The sequence below is a fragment of the Photobacterium marinum genome (genome assembly GCF_000331515.1).
Taxonomy (GTDB): Bacteria; Pseudomonadota; Gammaproteobacteria; order Enterobacterales; family Vibrionaceae; genus Photobacterium; species Photobacterium marinum.
Genome location: NZ_AMZO01000021.1, coordinates 76,485 through 99,364, shown reverse-complemented (window position 1 = coordinate 99,364; position 22,880 = coordinate 76,485). Strand labels below are relative to the sequence as shown.

19 protein-coding genes are annotated in these 22,880 nt (G+C 47.0%); 13 read left to right on the top strand and 6 right to left on the bottom strand.

All coding sequences use genetic code 11. The annotated features are described in order from the left end of the window. Complete coding sequence (locus C942_RS14780; protein WP_007466982.1) at window positions 1-1,119, bottom strand: mandelate racemase/muconate lactonizing enzyme family protein; 1,119 nt, start codon at window positions 1,117-1,119, stop codon at window positions 1-3. A 3-nt stretch (window positions 1,120-1,122) separates the two neighbouring features. After that, complete coding sequence (locus tag C942_RS14775) at window positions 1,123-2,676, bottom strand: BCCT family transporter (RefSeq protein WP_007466980.1); 1,554 nt, start codon at window positions 2,674-2,676, stop codon at window positions 1,123-1,125. A gap of 118 nt (window positions 2,677-2,794) precedes the next feature. Between C942_RS14775 and C942_RS14770 the strand changes: the two genes are divergently transcribed. Beyond that, complete coding sequence (locus tag C942_RS14770) at window positions 2,795-3,709, top strand: LysR family transcriptional regulator (protein ID WP_007466978.1); 915 nt, start codon at window positions 2,795-2,797, stop codon at window positions 3,707-3,709. Window positions 3,710-3,717: 8 nt separating this feature from the next. Here C942_RS14770 and C942_RS14765 read toward each other — a convergent pair whose 3' ends face one another. Then, window positions 3,718-4,932 carry a hypothetical protein gene (locus tag C942_RS14765; protein ID WP_007466976.1) on the bottom strand — a complete coding sequence of 405 codons (1,215 nt, stop codon included), beginning with the start codon at window positions 4,930-4,932 and terminating at the stop codon, window positions 3,718-3,720. 446 nt (window positions 4,933-5,378) lie between these two features. Here C942_RS14765 and ygfM point away from each other — a divergent pair, with 446 nt between their 5' ends. The 5 genes from ygfM to C942_RS14740 all read left to right on the top strand — a co-directional run bounded on the left by ygfM (window position 5,379) and on the right by C942_RS14740 (window position 13,816). Continuing rightward, window positions 5,379-6,173 (top strand): molybdopterin-dependent oxidoreductase FAD-binding subunit, encoded by a 795-nt coding sequence (gene ygfM / locus C942_RS14760; protein ID WP_007466974.1) that lies wholly within the window; start codon window positions 5,379-5,381, stop codon window positions 6,171-6,173. Between the two features lie 2 nt (window positions 6,174-6,175). Next, window positions 6,176-9,046, top strand: coding sequence for a molybdopterin-dependent oxidoreductase Mo/Fe-S-binding subunit (locus tag C942_RS14755; protein ID WP_007466971.1), 2,871 nt, complete (start codon window positions 6,176-6,178; stop codon window positions 9,044-9,046). Window positions 9,047-9,337: 291 nt separating this feature from the next. After that, the gene (locus tag C942_RS14750; RefSeq protein ID WP_007466969.1) at window positions 9,338-10,759 is read left to right on the top strand and encodes a solute carrier family 23 protein; all 1,422 of its coding nucleotides are present in this window, start codon (window positions 9,338-9,340) and stop codon (window positions 10,757-10,759) included. 176 nt (window positions 10,760-10,935) lie between these two features. Continuing rightward, on the top strand, window positions 10,936-12,252 hold the full coding sequence (gene guaD / locus C942_RS14745; RefSeq protein ID WP_007466967.1) for a guanine deaminase: 1,317 nt from the start codon (window positions 10,936-10,938) through the stop codon (window positions 12,250-12,252). A 181-nt stretch (window positions 12,253-12,433) separates the two neighbouring features. Next, complete coding sequence (locus C942_RS14740; RefSeq protein WP_007466965.1) at window positions 12,434-13,816, top strand: NCS2 family permease; 1,383 nt, start codon at window positions 12,434-12,436, stop codon at window positions 13,814-13,816. 97 nt (window positions 13,817-13,913) lie between these two features. Here C942_RS14740 and mobB read toward each other — a convergent pair whose 3' ends face one another. After that, the gene (gene mobB / locus C942_RS14735) at window positions 13,914-14,432 is read right to left on the bottom strand and encodes a molybdopterin-guanine dinucleotide biosynthesis protein B (protein ID WP_007466963.1); all 519 of its coding nucleotides are present in this window, start codon (window positions 14,430-14,432) and stop codon (window positions 13,914-13,916) included. Window positions 14,433-14,542: 110 nt separating this feature from the next. Between mobB and C942_RS14730 the strand changes: the two genes are divergently transcribed. The 6 genes from C942_RS14730 to C942_RS14705 all read left to right on the top strand — a co-directional run bounded on the left by C942_RS14730 (window position 14,543) and on the right by C942_RS14705 (window position 20,187). Continuing rightward, window positions 14,543-15,073, top strand: coding sequence for an O-acetyl-ADP-ribose deacetylase (locus tag C942_RS14730; RefSeq protein WP_198287496.1), 531 nt, complete (start codon window positions 14,543-14,545; stop codon window positions 15,071-15,073). Between the two features lie 226 nt (window positions 15,074-15,299). Beyond that, entirely contained in the window at window positions 15,300-15,785 is a 486-nt protein-coding gene (locus tag C942_RS14725; protein ID WP_007466958.1) for a hypothetical protein, read from the top strand. Between the two features lie 214 nt (window positions 15,786-15,999). Then, on the top strand, window positions 16,000-17,064 hold the full coding sequence (locus C942_RS14720; protein WP_007466957.1) for an endonuclease/exonuclease/phosphatase family protein: 1,065 nt from the start codon (window positions 16,000-16,002) through the stop codon (window positions 17,062-17,064). 119 nt (window positions 17,065-17,183) lie between these two features. Beyond that, window positions 17,184-18,317: a bifunctional 2-methylcitrate synthase/citrate synthase gene (gene prpC, locus C942_RS14715; protein WP_007466955.1), complete on the top strand. Its 1,134-nt coding sequence runs from the start codon at window positions 17,184-17,186 to the stop codon at window positions 18,315-18,317. A gap of 11 nt (window positions 18,318-18,328) precedes the next feature. Then, window positions 18,329-18,928, top strand: coding sequence for an alpha-ketoglutarate-dependent dioxygenase AlkB family protein (locus C942_RS14710; RefSeq protein ID WP_036800342.1), 600 nt, complete (start codon window positions 18,329-18,331; stop codon window positions 18,926-18,928). 131 nt (window positions 18,929-19,059) lie between these two features. Further along, window positions 19,060-20,187: a DUF3541 domain-containing protein gene (locus C942_RS14705; RefSeq protein ID WP_007466951.1), complete on the top strand. Its 1,128-nt coding sequence runs from the start codon at window positions 19,060-19,062 to the stop codon at window positions 20,185-20,187. A gap of 114 nt (window positions 20,188-20,301) precedes the next feature. Here the strand turns inward: C942_RS14705 and amrA are convergent, their stop codons facing one another. Both amrA and amrB read right to left on the bottom strand, forming a co-directional pair. Next, entirely contained in the window at window positions 20,302-20,898 is a 597-nt protein-coding gene (gene amrA, locus C942_RS14700; protein WP_007466948.1) for an AmmeMemoRadiSam system protein A, read from the bottom strand. Further along, window positions 20,867-21,655, bottom strand: a complete 789-nt coding sequence (gene amrB / locus C942_RS14695) for an AmmeMemoRadiSam system protein B (RefSeq protein ID WP_036800338.1) — start codon at window positions 21,653-21,655, stop codon at window positions 20,867-20,869. The genes amrA and amrB overlap by 32 nt, the downstream gene beginning before the upstream one ends. A gap of 70 nt (window positions 21,656-21,725) precedes the next feature. On the opposite strand from amrB, the gene amrS reads away from it, so the two are divergent. Next, on the top strand, window positions 21,726-22,805 hold the full coding sequence (amrS, locus tag C942_RS14690) for an AmmeMemoRadiSam system radical SAM enzyme (protein ID WP_007466941.1): 1,080 nt from the start codon (window positions 21,726-21,728) through the stop codon (window positions 22,803-22,805). The last annotated feature ends 75 nt before the right edge of the window (window positions 22,806-22,880 follow it).

Below are 22,880 nucleotides of genomic sequence, written 5' to 3'. Positions count from 1 at the left end.
TTATTCAACACGGTATTTGGCAATAACATCTTCGTTCAGCTCAATCCCCAGTCCTGGGCTGTCCGGCACTGGCACAAAACCGTCTTCAAACGGTAGTCGGTTTGCTACCAAATCGGTAAATAACGGGCTGTCACTCTGTGAATATTCCATTAAGGTGCCATGCTCGCAGGCCGCAAGAAAATGTACGGAGGCAGCCAGCAGAATACCTGTGCTGAAGCCATGCGGTACAAGGCGCGTGCCGTGCATCTGTGCCATGTCGTAGATCTTCTTCATTTCAGTAATTCCGCCGCAGCGTGTGATATCCGGCTGAACGATATCGGCGTGAGATTTTTCAAGGAAGTCACTGAATTCAAATCGGGTTGTGAGGGATTCACCACCTGCAATCTTCTGCGATACCTTACCCGACAGCTTAGCGTAGCTGGTCAGGCAGTCAGCCAGAACCGGCTCTTCTACCCAGTTAAGGTTGAATTCTTCCATGCGTCGGCACATTTCCAGTGCGTGACCACAGGTTCCCCATTTAGAAGCCAGATCGATTTGAACTTCAATATCATCGCCCACTTCTTCGCGAACATTGCGGACGATCTCAACGTCAACTTCCGGATCATCACCGAATACACCGCCGCCGAACTTAATACTAGTGAAGCCCTGCTCAACAAGTTTACGGGCGATATCTCTGTTATCTTCCGGACGGTCAGCCGGAATGAAGGTACCGTATGCACGGATCTTGTCCCGGTATTTACCGCCAAGCAGGGTGTGAGTTGGTACGTTGTAGTGTTTACCGGCAATATCCCATAACGCGATGTCGATGGCGCTGATAGCATGGATACCAGCACCACGACGGCCCATGTAGTTTGATGCCCAGTACATCTTGTTCCAAAGACGTTCAATTTCCAGCGGGTTTTCACCGATGAGTAGTGATTTCAGCCCATAGCAGTACAGGTTTGAATTCGGGGTTTCAATGCAGGCTTTCACAACAGATGGTGATGAGTCTGCTTCACCTATGCCGATAATGCCGCTATCGGTGATAACTTTTACGATGACGGCATCTTCACCCCAGGTGCAGGTTTTTTCTGCGCTTGGTACACGGAGGTGGATAACTTCAATATCAGTGATTTTCATTTATTATTTTCCAAAGTTATGGCCTGACAGGAATTTCTTAAGACCCAGAATGCAAAGGATCAGGACCACGATGAAAGGTGCGGCAGTAAGGGTTACTGCTGTTTTTAAAGTTGATAGCGATGCGTTGATATACAGCATTGCAAGAGGCAGTAGGCTCAGCATGATGCACCAGAATAGACGTAGTGCACGAGTCGGATCCTGGCCTTGTTTCAAGCCCTGAGTACTTACGGCTGCAACGGTATAGGCGGTAGCATCCAAGTGAGAAGCAAGGAATACCATCATCAGCAGGAAGTAGAAGACAGAAAGTACAGTGCCCATTGGTAGGTTTGCTATCAGTTGTGCGATTGCAAGATCACCGCTGACGCTGGTAAGAATTTCTGGTGAATTGATAACACCGGAGTTGAACATATCTACGGCGTAGCCACTTAAACTGCCGAAGAAGAACCAGCAACCTGCACAACCACCGGCTATCAGGCCGAAGATCACCTGGCGGATAGTGCGTCCTTTTGAAATACGGGTAACGAAGATTGAAACGCCCGGGGTGTAAGTGATCCAGTACAGCCAGTAGAAGACAGTCCAGTCTTTGTTGAACGTGCCGTTATTCGTTACGTCAGTAAACAGGCTCATTTCAACAAAGTTTGACAGGCTCAGGCCCAGTGAGTTGACGAAGAAGTCAACGATGAAAGAGGTATCGCCGAGGCAAAGAACAATCAGGCCAAACACAAAGGTCATGCCACAGGCCATATGAGCGATTTTCTGCAAACCTTCGCTAATACCGATGTAAGAGCTCAGTGTGAAGGTCAGGGTGACAAATGCCAGTAATACTGCCTTAAGCAGGAAAGTATTCTCAATATTAAAGAGTGAAGCAAAGCCTGTCGATACGGTGCCGATTGTTACTGTCGTCGTCAGGATAAGACCACCGAAAGTGGCAAATAAAAAGGTTAAATCCAGTGCGCGGCCAATCAGTCGGCTGATGTTACTGTTTTCATCAAGGCCCAGAATAGAAGCCACCAATGATGACAGATTCAATCCTTTAGACTTGTTTACATGGAAATGGTAAGCCATTGCAATTGATGCCAATGCATAAATTGCCCAAGGTGTAATTCCCCAGTGAAAAAAGACATAAGAAAGGCTGCTACGCAAAGATTCATTGCTCTGAGCCGGAATATTAAGGCCGATACCATTGTAGTAATATGCCCATTCCATGAATGCCCAATACATAGTTGCAGAACCTAGACCAGCGCAAATAAACATGAACAGCCAGCTCATGTCTGAATATTCTGCTTTGCCTTCGCCAAGTTTAATTGAACCAAACTTACTGCTGCCAACAAATAAAACAATACACACGGCTAGAAAGCCAAACAGTTGTACCATGGAACCAATGTTATTGGTTAAGCCATGAAACAAACCTTTAGCGACTTCCTGAGACTTGTCCGGGTATTGCATGAGTAATGCAATCGTTGCAAAAACAAAGACCAGACTTATCGTTATTAACGTTTTGTCGTTCTTTGCTGCGGGATTTTCATCCGGCAGTAGTACATCCACCTCATTCAACATTTTATACCTCATATAAATACACGTTATGGATACGGTGAGTTTTTCGTCGAAGTGGATTTTCATGCAGGTGAAACGTATGATGAAGCAATTAAATATTATTGACCTATAACGTTTTATTATGGATAGCCTTTCAAACAGTACCCATTCATCACGAGTGCCCCATCTTTCCTGGTTTATGGCTTTTAAAGCTGTCGCAGACAGGCAGAGTTTTACGTTAGCAAGTCGTGATTTACATCTCACTCAGCCAGCTATTAGTCAACAAGTTTCAAAGCTTGAGTCTTTATTAAAAACTAAACTATTTTTTAGAACTTCAAGAAAAGTAGTAATGACAGAAGATGGAAAGCGGTTATATGAGAAAATAGAAATGCCGTTTAATACGTTGCTGAATATCGTTGATGAGTTTAATGAAAAATCGAATACCTATAATTTGAATATTGAAACAGAACCTGTGTTTAGCCGTTTATTTATTAGTAAAGGTTTACCAGAGTATTTAAATAGGCATGATTATGTTTTAGTGCGACAGGTATTAACAACCCACCATTTAGATTTCTTACCAGAAACAGAACTTGCGGTTAAATGGGGAGATGGTCTCTGGGATGGCTTTGATGCGCAATTCTTGTTTGGGTTGAATTATGTCCCTGTTTGTTCACCGCTATATGCTGAAGAAAATCACTTAGCTTCTGCAGCTGATCTTAGTAAAGCACTGTTGATCCATGAGCGGGATGCGACTGACTGGAAATATTGGCACAAGCATTATCCGATACAGGGGCTGGATATAAAACAAGGTCATGTAGCTGGGGATTCAGATGTTGTTATGTCAATGGCAATCGCCGGACTTGGTGTTGCTTTATGTGGTTATGAATTGGTGAAAGAGCATATAGAGAATAACAGCCTGATTATGCCTTTCCCTGATCTTAGAGTCAGGCATCACAGGGCGTACTACATTCTTACCAGGAAAAATACTCAGCTTACGAAAGAAGCGGTCAGCTTTATTAAGTTTCTTCACCAGTTGGTAATTAATCAGGTGAACTGAATCAGGTCTTATTCGGTAGCGGCAAATGTAGGGAGCCATCCACCGGGAGGCGACAGGTCAAGCCGTTCTTTAGTGACCGATGCTCGTCCGGAGAGTTGGTAGCGCTTTCCTTTATATGCCCATACTCTCAAGTCAGCCCATAAGGGCATGTAATCATTGATTATCAGCTCGGATTTCTCAGCAATGTGTTGGGCGACATAATCCTGCTTTTTGCTAATCAGCTGTTGCAGGCGATGTTTACCTACTTCATTGCGATTGAGTATGCCAAGGCTGGCGTGACCATGTGTGGGTTTAAAAACGTATTCGCTTTTGTGTTCAGCTAACTGACTGAGGTTATCTTCATCTAGCAGGTAAGTTTTAGGAATATGTCTGCTTAATATCGTCCGTTCATTGCTTTTGATAGCCAATATTTCATCCCAATCTGGGCGTGATAGAAACTGAAGTAACTGTTTGTCACTGCGGGTGATATAGCTGAATGGGTTGGGGGCGATATAAACATTACCTTTGTTGTACGCCTTTACTAATGGCTGAAGCTCCTTGCTTTGCCATAAAAAATCTGTTGAGCGATTAATAACAAAATCAGTTGGTTTGCCGTTTGTTGTTAATCTTTCTCTGTCCTGTTGAAGTGATTCCGGACTTTCAATGTCGGTTTCCCAACCGGCTTCTCGTCCGATAGTTGCCATTAGTTGATGCTCTACAGAGAATTTTCCGTGGTTTAGTGAAGCTGCATCGTCGAGAATTAGCATCATTCCATCAGGTTTTTGGTCGAAAAAAGTATCAGTTTCTGCTTTGAGCATATTCAGAATAATTCGGCACAATTCAGAATAAGGCGGGGGAGGGATGATATGGTTGTTATTGTCATGATTAACCAGCACATTCTGGTAGTAAATGCTGTTGAGTAATCCGGCAAACAGGAAGCCGGAACCATTGTCATTAAATTCTATCAGCTGCCATCTTTCTGGGTGTTCAGGTGGTATATGGATATCCCATGCGCTGAAAAAGCAGGTTTCATGACGCCGAATTGCGGAAATTCCCTGATTGTTGTTGAGCATATAGCTCACCCACTCAGAACGGGTAGTGACCTGTTCAAAGACCTCAATAAAGTGGTCTATCTCATTCAGAATTTCTGCGGGAATGATTTGGTGGCTGGCAACGATTGAGAAATCATCGGGTATTCCTGCATCATGAATTTGCTGTCGAAACAGCTCTGTCTGTGCAGACATGGTGAGGCCTTTTCTGGTCTTAACTGACGTAATTATGAGTGTAGCAATCAGGCAGACAATTTATATTCGGAGTCTGGCTGCGGTTTAATGCTTTTAATGTCATGTAGTTAAATCATTTTCTCACTACTGATAGTTATCAATTTGATAGTGAAAATATTATTTTGATAGATAAATTACTTTAATTGAGAAGCAATCTTATTTAACTCGCCGAGTACTTGTTTATTCCTTTAATCAATCTAAAAACTGCTATTGATTCAGATCTCATTTCTTTGTCGATTTCTGACAGTGCTCACGAATCTGGTTTCTTATTCAATTGGCTGACAAGTTTGGCGCAATAGTTGCCTTTTTAGTTCCTAAGAATTTTTTAAAAACTTCTTCATTACCTCTGATTTCTTAAAGAGAAGCATGAATTTAAGAATAAGTAGGATTCTAAAAAGGTAAGAAAAATGATTGAACACTACTTAAAGCCGGACTCTACCGCCGAAGCTCTCGACTTAATGCGGCAGCATGCAGGTATCGCAACTTGGTTTGCTGGTGGTTCCAAGGTGAATGCCGCGCCGACTAAAACCGAAAAGACCGTTGCCATCTCTCTGGACAACCTGGCTTTCGATAAAATTGAAAAGCACGGCGATGCGCTTCACATTGGTGCCATGTGCCGTCTGCAAACACTAATTGATCATGAATTGGTGCCGGTTGCGCTGAAGCAGTCTTCTGCTTTTGTCTATTCCCGCCACGTTCGTAATCAGGCCACTTTAGGTGGTGAGATTGCAGCTCGTCAGGAGGAAGCACTTTTAGTACCAAGCCTGATGGCGCTGAAAGCGAAAGTGGTTCTGGCTGATGGTCGTGAGTGCGACGTAGAAGATTATATTGAAGCTGAACATCGTGACCTGATTGCCAAGGTGATTATTCCTGATGTGAACCTTGCCTGTATCGGTTACAACATTGCCCGTTCTGCCGCTGGTCTGGCTATCGTTACTGCTGCTGTGTCTATCGCAAAAGACGGCAGTAAGGTGATTGCGCTGGATGGCGTTTCTCCTTTGCATAACGACTCGGCCCGTCCTGTTCGCCTGCGTGATGTCGAATGCCAGGATCTTAAAGGTGAGCTGCTGGAACAGGCAGTTGCTGAAGCGATCCACCCAGTTGCCGATCTTCGCGGCAGCGTTGAATACAAGCGTTACATCGCCGGGGTCGTTGTGACAGACCTATTGGCAGAATGCCAGCACATGGCAGAGGAGGCATAACCATGACAATTCAATTCACCCTCAACGGCCGCCCTCAGACTTTAGAATGTCGTCTTGGCGACGATGTGCAGAAACTGCTGCACGGTATGGGACTGCATTCTGTCCGCAACAGTGATGACGGTTTCGGCTTTGCTGGCTCAGACGTCATCCTATTCAACGGTACGCTGGTTAACGCATCGCTGTTGATTGCCGCTCAGCTTGAAGGTGCGGAAGTTCGCACTGCTGAATCACTGGGTGAGTGGAACCAGTTGAGCCTTGTTCAGCAGGCCATGATTGATGTGGGTGTGGTTCAGTCAGGTTATAACGATCCTGCGCTTGCACTTATTCTGACTCATCTGCTTGAAAACAACCCTCAGCCAAATCGTGAAGAAATCGACGACGCAATATCAGGTTTGTTCAGCCGTGATGCCGGTTATCAGCAGTTCTATGAAGTGGTTGAACTGGCTTCAAAACGTTTGGCTGACCCTGAATACCATCAGCAGTTTGCACCTGAATTCCGTGACGACCTGACTATTGTTGGTAAGAACTGTCCGAAGATTGATTCGGCGAAAATGGTTCAGGCTAAACCTTGTTATGTAGAAGACCGCATTCCAGCCAATGCTTGCGTGATTAAAATGCTGCGCAGCCCGCACCCACATGCTTGGATCAAACATCTGGACGTCAGCAACGCTGAAGCTCTGCCTGGTGTAGTTTCAGTTATTACTCACAAGAACTGCCCGGATGTACCTTACACTCCAGGTGGTCAGAGTGCGCCTGAACCTTCTCCGCTGGACCGTCGCATGTTCGGTCAGAAACTGCGTCACGTAGGTGATCGTGTGGCTGCGGTTGTGGCTGAAAGCCCAGAAATTGCCGAGCAGGCACTGAAGCTGATTGATGTTGAGTATGACGTGCTTAAGCCTGTCATGACCATCGATGAAGCCATGGCTGAAGATGCGCCAATCATCCACAACGAGCCAATCGAATACGGTGTTGGTGCGCCGGATGATCTGGAAGAGCAGAACAAAAATGCCGACCCACGTGAAGGCAAGATTATCGTTAACTTCCCGATTGGCTGTTTCCCTCGCAAGAACATTGCTGCCAGTGTTCGCGGTCACATCGGTGATCTAGCAAAAGGCTTTGACGAAGCGGATGTGGTTATCGAGCGTACTTACGAGTCTAAGCAGGTACAGCAACTGCCAGTTGAAACTCACATTTGTTACAGCTACATGGACGGCGAACGCCTGGTAATGCATGACTCAACTCAGGTGCCATGGCACGTACGTCGTCAGGTTGCCAAAATCATCGGCGTGAAGCAGAACAAAGTTCACATCGTTAAAGAGCGCGTCGGCGGCGGCTACGGTTCTAAGCAGGATATTCTGTTGGAAGACGTGTGTGCCTGGGCAACCTGGACCACTGGCCGTCCTGTGTACTTCCACCATACCCGCGAAGAAGAATTCATCAGTAACTCTTCCCGTCACGTTGCTAAAGTAACCGTGAAGCTGGGTGCGAAGAAAGACGGTACGCTGACTGCTATCGACATGGAATTCCGTGCCAATACCGGTCCTTACGGTAACCACGCGCTGACAGTACCAAGTAATGGTCCTGCGTTGTCGCTACCTCTATACCCATGTGACAACGTTGATTTTCGTGTAACAACTTACTACTCAAACATCTGTCCGACTGGTGCTTACCAGGGTTACGGCGCACCGAAAGGTAACTTTGCTCTGACCATGGCAATGGCAGAACTGGCCGATGAGCTGGGTCTCGATCATCTGGATATGGTTGAGAAGAACCGTGTTGTAGAAGGACAAGAACTGAAGATCCTGGCTGCAATCGGTGAAGGTAAGATGCCTACCAGTGCACCGAAGGTTCACAGCTGTGCCCTTGAAGGCATTTTGCGTGAAGGTCGCAAACTGATTGAATGGGATTCGCCTAAGTCGGCAGAAGGTGACTGGAAAGTTGGCCGTGGTGTTGCCATCATTCAGCAAAAATCCGGTATCCCTGATATCGACCAGGCAAACTGTAGCATCAAGATGACTTCTGACGGAACTTTCATTGTTCATTCTGGTGCTGCGGATATCGGTACCGGTCTGGATACTGTGATCAACAAGCTGACTGCAGAAGTGCTTTGCTGCCCGATGGAAGAGATCACCATTCATTCTGGTGATACCGACCATGCGCCATTCGATAAAGGTGCATACGCATCATCTGGTACTTGTTTCTCCGGTAATGCTGCGAAGCGTGCGGCTGAAGCAATGCGCGAGAAGATCCTGAAGTGCGGTGCCGAGATGCTGGATGAGCCGGTAGAAGATGTTGAAATCGTTGCGCCAGGCATGGTTAAAGGTAAGCAAGGCGAAGTCAGCTACGCTGAAATCGCGCATAAAGCAGAAAGCGGAACAGGCTGGGGACAGCTGCTGGCTTCTGGTTGCTTTACTACACCTGAGTTTGCATTCCCGTACGGTGCGAACTTCGCTGAAGTGGCTGTGAACACCCGTACCGGTGAAATCAGACTGGACAAGTTCCACGCTCTGCTTGACTGTGGTACGCCGGTGAACCCTGATTTGGCTCTGGGCCAGATCTACGGTGCCAGCATGCGAGCTATCGGTCACAGCCTGACAGAGGAACTTGTTTATGACGATAACGGTATACCTCTGACTCGTGACCTGAAGAGTTACGGCGCGCCTATGATTGGCGATATACCTCGCGACTTCCGTGCAGTTCTGGTTCCAAGTGATGACCCTGTGGGCCCATACGGTGCCAAGTCGATTTCTGAAATCGGCGTGAACGGCGCGGCGCCTGCGATTGCCAGTGCAATTCATGATGCTTGTGGTGTCTGGATTCGAGACTGGCACTTCACTCCGGAGAAGGTACTTCGCGGACTGAATAAGCTCTAAGTAATACGAGAAACGGTCATTTCCACGGGGATAGGAAATGGCCGTTTTCTTTAGATAACGAGTGAGCTGTCATAGCTTGGCCTGTTGAGACTGAAACTACTTCAGTCGAGGTGAATAGGGTAAGGCAGCATCTGGCTTGATGTCAGGTGAAAAGGCCCTTGGGGATTTTGGCTAGGTTATCGATTCTATACTCGTCCCATCTTTCCACGGGGATGCTGCATATCTGTGTATGCAAGCTGCATTGCAGACAGAAGCGGATCCGGGAAGTGCAAAGAAACGGATGGTATTGAAATGAAACTCTTTTATAAAGTTGAAGATAAGCCGCCCGTAGGGGCATCCATTTTACTTGCCTTACAACACATGCTTGCTGCTATGGGGGCGATTATTGCTGTCCCTCTGGTAGTCGGTAGCGCCATTGGTCTGCCAACAGATCAGATGGTCATACTGGTTAATGCTGCATTGATGGTATCCGGTGTGGTGACCATTATTCAGTGTAAAGGGGTCGGTCCGGTCGGCATTCGTTTACCTGTGGTAATGGGTACCAGTTTTACCTTTGTGGCGATCTCTATCTCCATCGGCCTTGATGCCGGGGTGTCCGGTATTTTCGGAGCTTCGCTGGTCGGTTCGATGGTGATGATCATCGGCAGTCGTTTTATGCCGCAGATCCGCAAGCTGTTCCCGCCTGTGGTATCAGGCACTGTAGTCGTACTGATTGGTCTGACTATCTTACCGGTTTCCGTTGACTGGTTTGCCGGTGGCTTTGTCGGACAGGATGGTTATGGTGAGTTAAGTAACCTGATGCTGGGTACGTTGGTGCTTGTGGTGGTCATTGTGCTGTCACAGGTCGGCAAAGGGATTATCTCCGCCGCTGCTATCGTGATTGGTATGATTGTCGGCTATATCGTAGCAATGTTCATGGGTATCGTTGATTTTTCTCCGGTACACAACGCCGCTTATTTCGCTTTACCGGAAATTATGCCGTTCGGCCTGAGTTTTACGGTTAGCGGAATTATCGGAATGTCGATTGCCTATCTGGTTACCATCATGGAATCAACCGGCGATTTCCTTGCCCTGAGTGATGCGACCCATACCAAGCTGACAGGTAAGAAACTCTCGAAAGGGATCCTGTGTGACGGTATCGGTAGTGCGCTGGCTTCCATCTTTGGCGCTACACCGTTTTCATCCTTCAGCCAGAACGTCGGTATTGTTTCAATTACCGGTGTCGCAAGCCGCCACGTTGTTGCTGTTACCGGGGTGATCATGCTGCTGGCCGGTATGTTCCCTAAACTCGGCGGTATTGTGGTTACCATTCCTTCGCCTGTACTGGGCGGTGCCGGACTGGTAATGTTCGCCATGATCATTTCTGCCGGTATCGGCATCCTTTCCCGCATCAACTTTACTAAACGTAACATGTTAATTATTGCCGTCGGCGTTGCTTCCGGTATGGCGGTAACTGTGCGTCCTGAAATTCTGGCTTCACTGCCTGATTCTATGCAGGTTGTCATGGGTTCAGGTATCACAACCGGCTCTCTGGTTGCCCTTGTGCTCAATACCGTGCTTGGCATCAACCGTGCCGATGAAGCCGAAAGTGCCGAAGAGAAACGTCAGGCTTTGGAAGAACAAATTAAAGAGTGCGAGGCATGTAACCGCGCACTGGAAGAGGAGGAGAAGCTCGCTCGTCAGCAGGAGCAAGCTGAGCTTGAGCGTAGCTGACAGTAAATAGAATCAGAAGAACAGAGCAAGCACGATTTACGCTTATATAGAGAGCGATTAAGTACTCCAATACAGAATCAGATAAAAGGTCAGTACCGGACCTGTTCATGACGTCCCCCTACAGGTTTCATGAAGGAAAAGCAGGTTGAAGTACAAGGACATCAAACGAGGTAATTATGGAATATTCCCAATCAATCAAAGCGATCCGAGCATCTATTCTGGATATTGCCCATGTGGTCGATAAGCCGGAAGACATCGAGAAAAATATTCGCTTTATCGAAGATGGTTTGCTGCTGGTTGAAAATGGCCGTATTGAGTGGGTCGGCCCATGGAGCGAAGGAAAGGACAGGGTTCCACCGTCTGTTCGTGTGCGCAGTTATCCGGGCAAAATGGTGATGCCTGGTTTTATCGATACTCACATTCACTATCCGCAGGCCGAAATGGTCGGCGCTTACGGTGAGCAGTTGCTGGAATGGCTGAATAACTACACCTTCCCGACAGAAGCCCGTTACAAAGACAAAGATTATTCCCGTGAAATGTCGACCTTCTTCATTAAGCAGCTGTTGAGAAACGGTACAACAACTGCGCTGGTATTCGGTACGGTTCATCCAGAATCTGTCGATGCCCTGTTTGAAGAAGCAGAAAAAATCAATATGCGGATGATTGCCGGTAAGGTCATGATGGACCGTAACGCACCGGAATATCTGCTGGATACACCTGAAGTCGGTTACAACCAGACTAAAGAGCTGATTGAAAAATGGCATAAGCGCGGCCGTTTGCTGTATGCCATCACACCGCGTTTTGCACCAACTTCTACACCAGAGCAGCTGGCGATGGCCGGTAAGCTGAAAGAAGAGTATCCGGACACTTACGTTCATACCCACCTGTGTGAGAACAAAAATGAAATTGCCTGGGTGAAGGAGCTTTACCCTGAGCAGGATGGCTACCTTGACGTTTACCACCATCATGGCCTGACCGGGTCAAAGAGCGTGTTCGCTCACTGTATTCACCTTGAAGACAAAGAGTGGGATTGCCTGCAAGAAACTGATTCGGCAATTGCTTTCTGTCCGACCTCCAACCTGTACCTGGGTAGTGGCCTGTTTAAGCTTCAGGAAGCCTGGAAGCGCAAGGTAAAAGTCGGTATGGGTACCGACATCGGCGCTGGTACGACCTTTAATATGCTGCAAACCCTTAACGAAGCCTATAAAGTTATGCAGCTTCAGCAGCACCGTTTGTCTGCTTTTGAAGCGTTTTACCTGGCGACCCTGGGGGCGGCGAAATCACTGTCACTGGATCATCTGATCGGTAACTTTGAGGTTGGTAAAGAGGCTGATTTCGTGATTATCGACCCATGTTCAACACCATTACAGCAATTGCGCTATGACAGCTCGAAAGATCTGGCAGAGAAGCTGTTTATGTTGATGACATTGGGTGATGACCGCAGCATCTACCGGACCTACGTTGACGGTCGCCTGGTTTACGAGCGCGGCTAATACTTTGTCATAAAACAAGTTTTGTAATCATAGCTACACAAGAAACACGTAAAGAAGTATTAGGGGTAATTAATTTTACGTTGAGAGGAAGCTCAACATCTTTGTAAGGGCTGTGGAGAGTATTCAGCCGACAGTAAGTCACTTTGCTCTCCCGGCTCATGACTCACAAGGAACTATAATCATGTCAGAAAATAGTACAATTCAAAGCGACACCGCCACGATAACAACAGAAGCACAACCACAAGGCGGGCTAGATGGGTTTTTCAAGATTTCAGCACGCGGCAGTACCGTTCGGCAGGAGATGGTGGCAGGTTTAACCACTTTTCTTGCGATGGTTTATTCGGTGATTGTTGTGCCGAGCATGTTGGGTGCGGCAGGCTTTAACCAGGGCGCTGTTTTCATTGCAACCTGTCTGGTTGCGGCTTTCGGTTCACTTCTGATGGGCCTTTGGGCCAAACTACCGATGGCTATCGGCTGTGCGATTTCACTTACCGCGTTCACCGCATTCAGCCTTGTTTTGGGGCAGGGCATCAGCATTCCTGTTGCTTTAGGCGCTGTCTTCCTGATGGGTATCCTTTTTACCGCAATTACTGTAACCGGTGTTCGTCAGTGGATACTGACTAACCTGCCATTCGGTATCGCACATGGTACTGGTATTGGTATCGGTCTGTTCCTGCTTTTGATTGCAGCGAACGGTGTTGGTCTGGTGGTGAAAAACCCTTATGCAGGTCTGCCTGTGACTCTGGGTGAGTTTACTTCTCTGCCTGTTCTTATGTCACTGATTGGTCTTGCTGCTATTTTCGGTCTTGAGAAACGCCGCGTGCCTGGCGGTATTCTGCTGGTCATTGTTGCTATTTCAATTTTTGGTCTGATTTTCGACCCGAATGTGACATATCAAGGCTTGTTCGCTATGCCTTCATTCGGTGCGGAAGGTGAGTCTCTGCTTGGCACAATGGATATTATGGGCGCATTGAATCCGGTTGTTATTCCTAGTGTACTAGCACTGGTTATGACTGCGATCTTTGATGCGACAGGTACTATCCGCGCTGTTGCCGGTCAGGCGAACCTGTTGGATAAAGACGGCCAGATCATCAATGGTGGTAAGGCTCTGACTGCTGACTCAGTGAGTAGTATTTTCTCTGGCTTTGTTGGTGGTGCACCAGCTGCGGTATACATCGAATCTGCTGCCGGTACGGCTGCAGGTGGTAAAACAGGCCTGACAGCAACCGTTGTTGGCGGTTTGTTCCTGCTGATGTTGTTCTTATCACCTATCAGCTACTTGGTTCCAGCTTACGCGACAGCACCTGCACTGATGTATGTTGGTCTACTGATGCTTAGCAATGTCAGCAAGCTGGATATGGCTGATTCTGTAGATGCACTTTCAGGTCTGGTTTGTGCGGTATTTATCGTTCTGACCGGTAACATCGTAACCGGTATTATGCTGGGCTTCAGCTCACTGGTGATTGGCCGTGTGATTTCCGGTGAATGGAAACGCCTGAATGCCGGTACTGTGATTATTGCTATTGTTCTGGTTGCCTTCTACGCTGGTGGCTGGGCAATTTAATACTGAGTGATGGGAGTGACTTAAGCTCTTAATTACCAGTGTAATAAACAAATGCGAGAGCCTTTTGGCTCTCGCATTTTTTTTATGAAGTTTGGTATTAATTTCCCTTTGCCAGCCAATCAGCAATAAAGGCAGCCACAGCTTCCGGTTTATTCAGATCCAGTTGCGGTAGCGTACAATCATCCGGGCAGTTACCGTCAGTTGCAAAAGCAATAATGTGGGAATCCTGCGGATACAGCAGGGGTTTGCCATAGCTCGGGCGGTGGATTTCAATCTTCTCAAATGGCTGGTCACGAAAACCTTCAACCAAAATCAAATCAAGCTGGCTGTGGTCGAACTGCTTGAGGCAGGCTTGCAGCTCAGGCTCATCCCGGTCCGGTTCCGGATATTCGAAATACAGCATGTGCCTTTCTTTTGTCGCCATCAGGGTTTGCGCACAGCCTGCATGGCGAAGTCGGTAGCTGTCTTTTCCCGGAGTATCCGGATCAATACTGTGGTGGCTGTGTTTGAGTAGCCCAACACGTATGCCGAGTTGTTTAAGCTGCGGAATAACCTGTTCCAGCAGAGTTGTCTTACCTGAGCCGCTGTAACCGGCAAAACCAATAATCGGAGTCATTGCGATCTGTCATTTGTTCAGTTTTTTCTGATCCTAATGGAAATTCAGGGCTTCGTCATTGGTTGTATGTTTCAGGTCATCAGGGTGTACCATTTGTACATGAAACTTAAATGTCTTTGTTTGTGGAGGTATTGGTTATGGTTCAGTTATCAGCAATTCAGGCGGATATCACCAGCCTTGATGTTGATGCAATCGTGAATGCCGCTAATAACTCTCTGCTTGGTGGTGGAGGTGTAGACGGCGCAATTCATCGTGCAGCAGGGCCGGAACTTTTGGCTGAGTGTAGAACATTGGGTGGTTGTGAAACTGGGGAGGCGAAGTTAACGGAAGGGTATAGCCTGCCTGCAAAATACGTCATTCATACCGTTGGTCCAGTTTGGCACGGTGGGAATCACAATGAAGAAGCGTTGTTAGCTAGCTGTTATCGCCAGTCGTTAATGTTGGCAAAACAGGCTGGTGTTAAGACTGTCGCTTTCCCTTGTATCAGCACTGGCGTATATCATTTCCCGAAACACCTGGCTGCTGAAATTGCAGTTTCGACTGTCAAAGAAGTGCTTTCAAATGATGACCAAATAGAGCAAATAACCTTTGTTTGCTTTGGTTCGGACGATTATCAAACCTATATTCGTTTGCTTGAATAACAAGTGGATCTGGCTCAAGTATCAATAGTGAGCTTGAGCCAGTTTTTTACCCTTATGTGGCAGAAGCCGTCTACAGTTATTGTGTAGTTCATCCTTATCTGTTATCACCGACTTGAGTGTAGATGAAACTACATTTTTAACCGCTACTCCGAAGCCAGAATCATTGACAGGATGTCTGCATTCATGACTTTGGATTACACCAATAATCAGCATCAGGGAGAGTGCAATGTGGGCGACATTGGATTTTGAAGCATCCGGATTATCCGACCAGTCTTACCCGATTGAAGTAGGTTACTCCTTACCCGACGGTAGTGGCCACAGTCTGTTAATTAACCCTCTTACCGCAAGCGATGTTTGGCAATACTGGGATGATTATGCCGAACAGGAAATTCATCAAATCTCCCGTCAGGAATTACAACAGAATGGTCAGCAGGTTGTTGATGTCTGCCGCCATCTCAATTCGGTATTAGGACAGTTCGAATACGTCTTCTGTGACAGCCAGTGGGATTTATTCTGGCTTGGTCGTTTGTACCATGCTGCCAGGATGCGCCCATCTTTCATGCTGACAGAAATCGGGCATTGGCTGATGCAGGAAAACGGTATTGAGCGTGCGCGATTCCAACTGGCTCTGGAAGAGCAGGGTCCGGTAAAACACCGGGCCATGCATGATGCACAGCAGATCCGCTTGGCAATTACACAGTTGATGGGTTAAGCATGACCCAGTTAGACCGTTGGCAATTATTGTATTCAGAACCGCTGGTATAACCTGACATTCAATACGCGAAATTTAATCCATAATTCATTATATTACGTGCATCTTGTCTGAATGATTATGTCTGGCGGTTTTCTTGAAATCTGAATTATTTGCCCCTTCTAATCAGGCCGAGCTATCTAATATAGTACGGTTTGCCGTCTTTAATGTGTCTATGTCTGCACCTGAAGCAGGCAAAATCCTTAAGCAGACCGTCAGTTCGGATGATGCCCGTTTAACCCGTCTTGCCGCAATAATCCGTCATGTTCGCCCTGATGTGCTGATGTTGTGTGAATTTGATCATCCTGGTGACGGTGGAGATGATGGCGCGCTGGAAAATTTCTGTCGTAATTATCTGGAAAACCCAGAACAAAAACAGGATGCTATTTTCTATCCTTATCGCTATTGCCCGCCAACCAATACCGGTTTGCTGAGCCCTTGTGATTTGGATGGTGATGGTGAGCTGACTTTACCCGGTGATGGGCTGGGTTTTGGCGAACATCACGGTCACTTTGGATTTGTCATTCTTTCTTGTTATCCGATTGCTGAATCACAGATCCGCAGTTGGCAGCATTTGTTGTGGAAAGACTTTCCGAACAACCTCATCCCTGAAGACTATTATTCAGAACAAGCCAGAACAGTGCTCCGGCTTTCATCCAAAAATCATGTTGTGGTTCCTGTCGAGGTTGACCAACAGACGGTTCATTTAGTCTGTTGTCATCCGACGCCGCCAGTTTTTGATGGTGATGAAAAGCGTAATGCCAGACGAAATCATGATGAGCTTAAATTGATTGCTGAGATCATTGATGGCGCTCCACATCTTGTTGATGATAAAGGTCAGCCTGGCGGTTTGGATAGCCAGGCAAAGTTTGTAGTGATGGGCGATCTTAATGCTGACATGCAAGATGGTGACGGTATGAAGTCCGCCATTCGTGAACTGCTACTGCACCGCAAAATCAACCGTCTTGTCAGTGCCGGACCACAAACGCCGAAAAGTCTGGGGGGACGTTTCCATATTCCCTGGCAACAGCGAAGAGGCCGGGCGACGGAATGGACTCATATCTCTGGCTTACGGCTGGATTATGTTCTGCCTTCCGCCGATTTGCAGGTAGAGAATGCAGGCGTTTTCTGGCCGGATAAGAAAGACCCGCTGCGATCCCTGATCACCGATGAGAAAGGGCGTTGCCGCCCTCAAGCCGGTTCTGACCATCGCTTGGTGTGGGTAGATATCAAGTTTTAGTCCGAATTAAAGTTTAGCTAAATCCATCACGCTAACTTGATGACTTAATCAATTGGTTCTGTTGGAGATCCTGACCTATCTTTATCCCGAAGGGAAAACAAACGGATAGGGAGCCAGTGATGCCAGATAAACAGAAAGAACTCGGCGGTGAAGGGCTGCGTGGTCAGATAGCAGGAACAACGGGCTTGTGTACTGTCGGTAAAACGGGAACCGGACTGACTTACCGTGGCTATGATATTTCGGACTTGGCAAAGCATGCCGAGTTTGAGGAAGTGGCTTACCTGCTTCTTAAAGGAAAATTGCCGACGCGTACAGAGCTGGCAAGCTATAAAGAGAAGCTGATTTCTTACCGTGGTTTACCCATGGCACTAAAAGTCGTGCTTGAACAGATCCCGGCTGATGCGCATCCGATGGATGTACTACGCACAGGGTGCTCAATGCTCGGTAACCTGGAGCAGGAACATGGTTTCGGGGAGGAGTATGATAAAGCCGACCGCCTGTTGGCACTGCTGCCTGCCATCATTTGTTACTGGTATCGCTACAGTCATGACGGTGTGCGAATAGAAACCTATTGCGATCAGGACAGTATCGGAGGTTATTTCCTTAAAATGCTGACCGGTGAAACACCTTCAGAACTTCATAAGCAAGTGATGCATTGCTCTCTGATCTTGTATGCCGAACATGAATTCAATGCTTCGACTTTTGCCGCCAGGGTGTGTGCTTCGACCTTATCAGATCTCTACTCCTGTATCACTGCGGCTATCGGAACATTGCGCGGGCCGCTTCATGGTGGGGCCAATGAGGCCGCAATGGCGATGATAGAAAATTGGCAGAGTGCAGATGAAGCAGAGGCCGGGATCATGGCAATGCTGGCAAATAAAGATAAAATCATGGGCTTCGGACACGCCATTTACAGGGAATCTGATCCTAGAAATGCACTGATAAAAAAATGGTCTGAGAAGTTGGCTCAGGAGGCCGATGATGCGGTGCTGTACGATATCTCAGTTCGGGTTGAGCAGGTAATGAAACGCGAAAAGAACCTGTTTTGTAACGCCGACTTTTTCCACGCATCGGCTTACCATTTCATGAAAATACCGACCAAATTGTTTACACCGATTTTTGTCATGAGCCGGGTAACTGGATGGGCTGCGCATGTGTTTGAACAGCGCGATCATAACAGAATCATCAGGCCAAGTGCCGAGTATAATGGTCCTGAACATCAGGACTGGTTGCCGATAGATGAGCGTCACTAGGTCATTGATTGATGACTGATTCCGTTAGTAGGACGGTTCAAGAAGGCTGGTTTGATATCCCGGACGGGCGGTTGTTTTGGTCGCCTCATCTTATTTCGCAAGCTGAGGCTGACAGTTACTTCCAACGACTTTCGGAGGAACTTAACTGGCGGCAGGAAACCATTCGGATGTTTGGCAGGGATGTTCTTCAGCCTCGTTTGCAGGCTTGGTGCGGGGACGCGGTTTATACCTATTCAGGGCTGACCATGGAGCCTCAATCATGGACGCCCACGTTGCTGGCTATTAAAGCGGCCTGTGAAAAGGTGAGTGAAGTTCGGTTTAATTCAGTATTAGCGAACCTGTACCGTGGCGGGCAGGATTATATGGGCTGGCATCGGGACAATGAGCCGGAGCTCGGGGTGCAACCTGTTATTGCATCGGTCAGTCTTGGAGAATCACGACGATTTATCCTTAAGCATATGGAGACTAAGCAAAAGCTGGAGTTTAATCTTGAGTCCGGTTCTCTATTAGTGATGGCCGGAAATACTCAGCAATGTTGGGTGCATTCAGTACCTAAAACGCGCAAGCCAAAAGCCGGACGGATCAACCTGACATTTCGACTTATTTTGTAACCTGTTTTCCACTAAAGAAAAATTAACAAAACTCTGACTTTTTATACGCCTCCTGCTGGTGGCATTTTTATGCCTGTAAGGCGTATAGTGTATGAAATTTATGGTTTAGTCAGTACAGAAGGGAGTACATGATGAAGTTATTGCAGGCAGGGTTTCCGTTAATCATCTCTTTACTGGTTAGTCCGGCGTTTGCCGTTTCGACCTCAGCTAACGTCCCTTCAACTGAAAGCGCTTCTGCTGCTCCCAGATCAGCAGTGCTGACTTCCTACCAGCAGGATGCCGAGTTAATCCGCCAGACATATGAAAGCCAGTTATTCACTTTGCCTGCTTTTAAGATGGGCCATTATGGATTACGCATGTATCGTCAGACACAGGACGATAAGTATGAAGCGGCAATATGGTCTGACATGGCACGCGTTGCCAGCCGACTAAACCATTTCGCGACAGAAGTTCATACCCCTGAGCAGATTCAGGTATATACCGAAAAGCGCGCTCAGAAATACAGACAGAAAACCGATGATCGCAGCAAATTAAGGTACTCGGTTACTAAGTCAAAACCTGAGTATTTTTATCTTGGCGTTGATTTGCTGGGCTCAATGGCAAGAGCCAATGAATATGGCCTCAAACACCGTGATGACGAAAAGCTTCGTCAGATTATTCGCCGTTATGATTTTTCAGATTATGCTTCGGATCCGGACATGATCCGAGCTTGGGCGGCACAGCTGGCCAATCAGGTTTATTGGTTGCGACAACTTGGTGAGCAGGATGTGGTGGGTGAATTCATTAAGGCATTTCGTGCCACTTATCCGGATACACAGGATGCTTCTTTGAGTGATAAACAGTTCATGAATAAAATCTATGGCCTGACTCATATCATTTTTGCCGCTTCTGAGTATTACCAAAAGCCGGTTAATGAGCACGAGTTTAAATGGATTTACGACTATTACCGCGCCAATATTGATGCCATTTTAGAACGTACTAAAGAAGATGTGATTGCCGAAGTCGGGATTAATTTCCTGTTGGCCGGGTTAGATAATGATCCCGTGGTGGACAAAACACGTGCCGCAATTCAGAAGGCGATTGATCGCAAAGCGGGGATGGTGCCATCGGTTGATGGAGAAACCGAACTGCGCGATGGAGAGCACCGTAATGTCCTGTCTATTATGTTGCTTGACTGGCGAGGCGCGAAAGCCGTGCCGACAGTGAGTAAACAGCCACACATTTTCGATTCGATACCTTATGGTTTGATTGCGAAGTAGTTACGACGTCATTAGGCGATTAAGCTTGTAACAAAAAGCCCTTCCCTGAATAAACAGGGAAGGGCTTGTTATATCATTCGGCATCTTGATGGGGTTTATCTGCCGGGCTAAAGGCTAAATCGCCTCGAAATATTTTCCTTCGATACTGGTAACTGTAAATGTTTTCACTGTCATACTTGATGACCAGTGATCCGGTTTCCAACCGGCTTTGATTTTTAGGTGACGGATAAAATCGTGCGGTTTCGGCAGTTGCTCCCATACCTGAGGCAAAAACAGCGCCTGGCCATAATTGTCTGAAAGAATGACTCCCACTTTGTTGTTGCTCAGGTAGTCCAGTAACTCCTGTTCTGAACGTACTTCCAGTACTGCAGGTTCAGACAGAACAGAGACTTCGATCATCAGGTGATCCAGCTGTTCTTCTGTGAGCGGCATAAAACGCCGATCCTGGTAGGCACTGGCAATGGCTTTATTGTGAACTTCTAACACTAATGGTGTGTGGGCATTAATTGATCCCAGGCATCCCTGCAATTCCTCGTGTACTGTTAGGGTTACAAAGCAAGCTCCTGGTTCAAGCAGTTTCTTCCCGTAAAGATCCAGCTGCGGTGATTTAGGACCTTCTTCAGAGAAGTGACCTCGAATTGCCTCTCTGGCAATATCCAGCAGCTGGGTTAATTCCCCTTTATTCAGGTTCTGAGATGAGGTAACTGACATATCCGACAACTCTCTCCTTATCTCCGGCTGTATCTCCGGAGTTTTTCTGTTCTACACGTTTCAATTGGTAATCCCTTTCTTTGGCAAGCAGAAGCAATGTATTGATACCGGTTGAGCCGCATGCTTGCTCAGGTTTCAGGGTCGGTTCAAAGTGTTCTATTAAAGAGCAGGTTTGTTGATCCAAAGTCTGAGCTTCGGTGTAAGAGTGGTAATGGCTGAGATCACTGCTGATAACAAGCAGGGTGTTTTCATCTTGCCACACTGAATTAATGATTCTGGCGACAGTTTTCGGTGATACGTCACTGGTCAGAATAGGTAGCAGAGTAAATTCGTTTAAACAGCGCTGCAAAAAAGGGAGCTGAACTTCCAGGCAGTGTTCAAAAGCATGTGCCTGATCTGAAACTTCAATATCATCTATTTTACGGAGTATTTCAACACTTTGTGTATCGATAGGAATCTGCCCTAATGGCGTGGCGAAATAATCAACGCCGGGCAGGGCACACCCTTGGAAAAAATAGCGGTGGCTGGGACCAATTAGAATGACACGTTTGATCCTGTCAGCTTGTTGTTTAAGGTAACTATAGGCACGGGAGGCTATTTCCCCCGAATAGATATAGCCGGCGTGCGGAACTATCAATGCGCGAATTTTTCCCGGTGATTCTGCTGCTGGGTTTAGCCAGTTATCAAGTTGAGATTGCAAGAATTCCGGGGACTTATCATAAAAGCTTCCCGCGACAGCTGGTGGACGAATGTTCATAGAAATCACACGCTTATTTCTGACAATACTATAGTTAGTATAGGTATTAATTAACCGGGCGAGACGTTTTATGCAGCAGCCTCCAAGTGTGTTTAAAACGGAATACTGGCATCGTCTTGAGGATGGTAGGGTAATATGTGATCTCTGCCCTCGGCACTGCCGTTTGCGAGAAGGTAAGCGCGGGGCTTGCTTTATTCGTCAGGCACTTGACGGGGAAATTGTGCTGACAAGTTACGGCCGCTCAAGTGGTTTCTGCATTGATCCTATTGAGAAAAAGCCACTTAACCACTTCTATCCGGGGAGCTCGGTGCTTTCATTTGGTACTGCAGGGTGCAACCTGAGCTGTAAGTTTTGCCAGAACTGGAGCATCAGTAAATCCCGTGAAATAGACACCTTAGGTGAGGTGGCGTTGCCACAGCAGATAGCCAGTTCTGCGCAGCGGTATGGTTGCGAGAGTATTGCGTTTACTTATAACGACCCTGTGATATTTATGGAATACGCAGTTGATACGGCTCAGGCTTGTCATGAACTTGGTATCAACAGTGTGGCTGTAACTGCCGGATATATATGCGATAAACCAAGAGTCGAGTTTTTCCGTCATATGGACGCTGCCAATGTCGACTTAAAGGCGTTTACTGAACGTTTCTACCATAAGATTTGCAGCGGCCATTTAGCGCCGGTGCTGGATACCTTGCTTTATTTAAAACATGAAACGGATGTCTGGTTTGAAATCACGACTTTGTTAATTCCAGATGAGAATGACAGTAATGCAGAGCTGGATGAACTGACTCGTTGGGTTTATGACAATCTTGGTCCGGATGTACCTATTCACTTTAGTGCCTTCCACCCAGACTTCAAAATGCTGGATAAGCCACGAACACCGCCCGAAACAGTTAAAAGAGCCAGGGATATAGCACTGAAAAACGGGCTGAACTATGCCTATGTTGGCAATATTTTTGATGAAAGCGGAGATAGTACATACTGTCCGTCTTGCCACAAAAAAGTGCTGTCCCGAGACTGGTATCAGTTGGGAGAGCGATTCCTTACTGATGACGGAGCTTGCATGCATTGTGGCTATCAGATAGCCGGGCGTTTTAATGCCAGCAAAGTTGGCTTTGGTCGCAAAAGAATTCCGGTCAGGATTGCTTAATCTTCCATCGCCAGATTTGAGTATCCTGCTTGGGGGCTTGTATTGCAGTAGCGCTTTCCATTATCTTAGCGAGGA

Bases quoted from the DNA above. Each gene is read 5' to 3' on its own strand.
- C942_RS14780 (WP_007466982.1), bottom strand. From the start codon at position 1,119: ATGAAAATCACTGATATTGAAGTTATCCACCTCCGTGTACCAAGCGCA.
- C942_RS14775 (WP_007466980.1), bottom strand. From the start codon at position 2,676: ATGTTGAATGAGGTGGATGTACTACTGCCGGATGAAAATCCCGCAGCA.
- C942_RS14770 (WP_007466978.1), top strand. From the start codon at position 2,795: ATGGATAGCCTTTCAAACAGTACCCATTCATCACGAGTGCCCCATCTT.
- C942_RS14765 (WP_007466976.1), bottom strand. From the start codon at position 4,932: ATGTCTGCACAGACAGAGCTGTTTCGACAGCAAATTCATGATGCAGGA.
- ygfM (WP_007466974.1), top strand. From the start codon at position 5,379: ATGATTGAACACTACTTAAAGCCGGACTCTACCGCCGAAGCTCTCGAC.
- C942_RS14755 (WP_007466971.1), top strand. From the start codon at position 6,176: ATGACAATTCAATTCACCCTCAACGGCCGCCCTCAGACTTTAGAATGT.
- C942_RS14750 (WP_007466969.1), top strand. From the start codon at position 9,338: ATGAAACTCTTTTATAAAGTTGAAGATAAGCCGCCCGTAGGGGCATCC.
- guaD (WP_007466967.1), top strand. From the start codon at position 10,936: ATGGAATATTCCCAATCAATCAAAGCGATCCGAGCATCTATTCTGGAT.
- C942_RS14740 (WP_007466965.1), top strand. From the start codon at position 12,434: ATGTCAGAAAATAGTACAATTCAAAGCGACACCGCCACGATAACAACA.
- mobB (WP_007466963.1), bottom strand. From the start codon at position 14,432: ATGACTCCGATTATTGGTTTTGCCGGTTACAGCGGCTCAGGTAAGACA.
- C942_RS14730 (WP_198287496.1), top strand. From the start codon at position 14,543: ATGTCTTTGTTTGTGGAGGTATTGGTTATGGTTCAGTTATCAGCAATT.
- C942_RS14725 (WP_007466958.1), top strand. From the start codon at position 15,300: ATGTGGGCGACATTGGATTTTGAAGCATCCGGATTATCCGACCAGTCT.
- C942_RS14720 (WP_007466957.1), top strand. From the start codon at position 16,000: ATGTCTGCACCTGAAGCAGGCAAAATCCTTAAGCAGACCGTCAGTTCG.
- prpC (WP_007466955.1), top strand. From the start codon at position 17,184: ATGCCAGATAAACAGAAAGAACTCGGCGGTGAAGGGCTGCGTGGTCAG.
- C942_RS14710 (WP_036800342.1), top strand. From the start codon at position 18,329: ATGACTGATTCCGTTAGTAGGACGGTTCAAGAAGGCTGGTTTGATATC.
- C942_RS14705 (WP_007466951.1), top strand. From the start codon at position 19,060: ATGAAGTTATTGCAGGCAGGGTTTCCGTTAATCATCTCTTTACTGGTT.
- amrA (WP_007466948.1), bottom strand. From the start codon at position 20,898: ATGTCAGTTACCTCATCTCAGAACCTGAATAAAGGGGAATTAACCCAG.
- amrB (WP_036800338.1), bottom strand. From the start codon at position 21,655: ATGAACATTCGTCCACCAGCTGTCGCGGGAAGCTTTTATGATAAGTCC.
- amrS (WP_007466941.1), top strand. From the start codon at position 21,726: ATGCAGCAGCCTCCAAGTGTGTTTAAAACGGAATACTGGCATCGTCTT.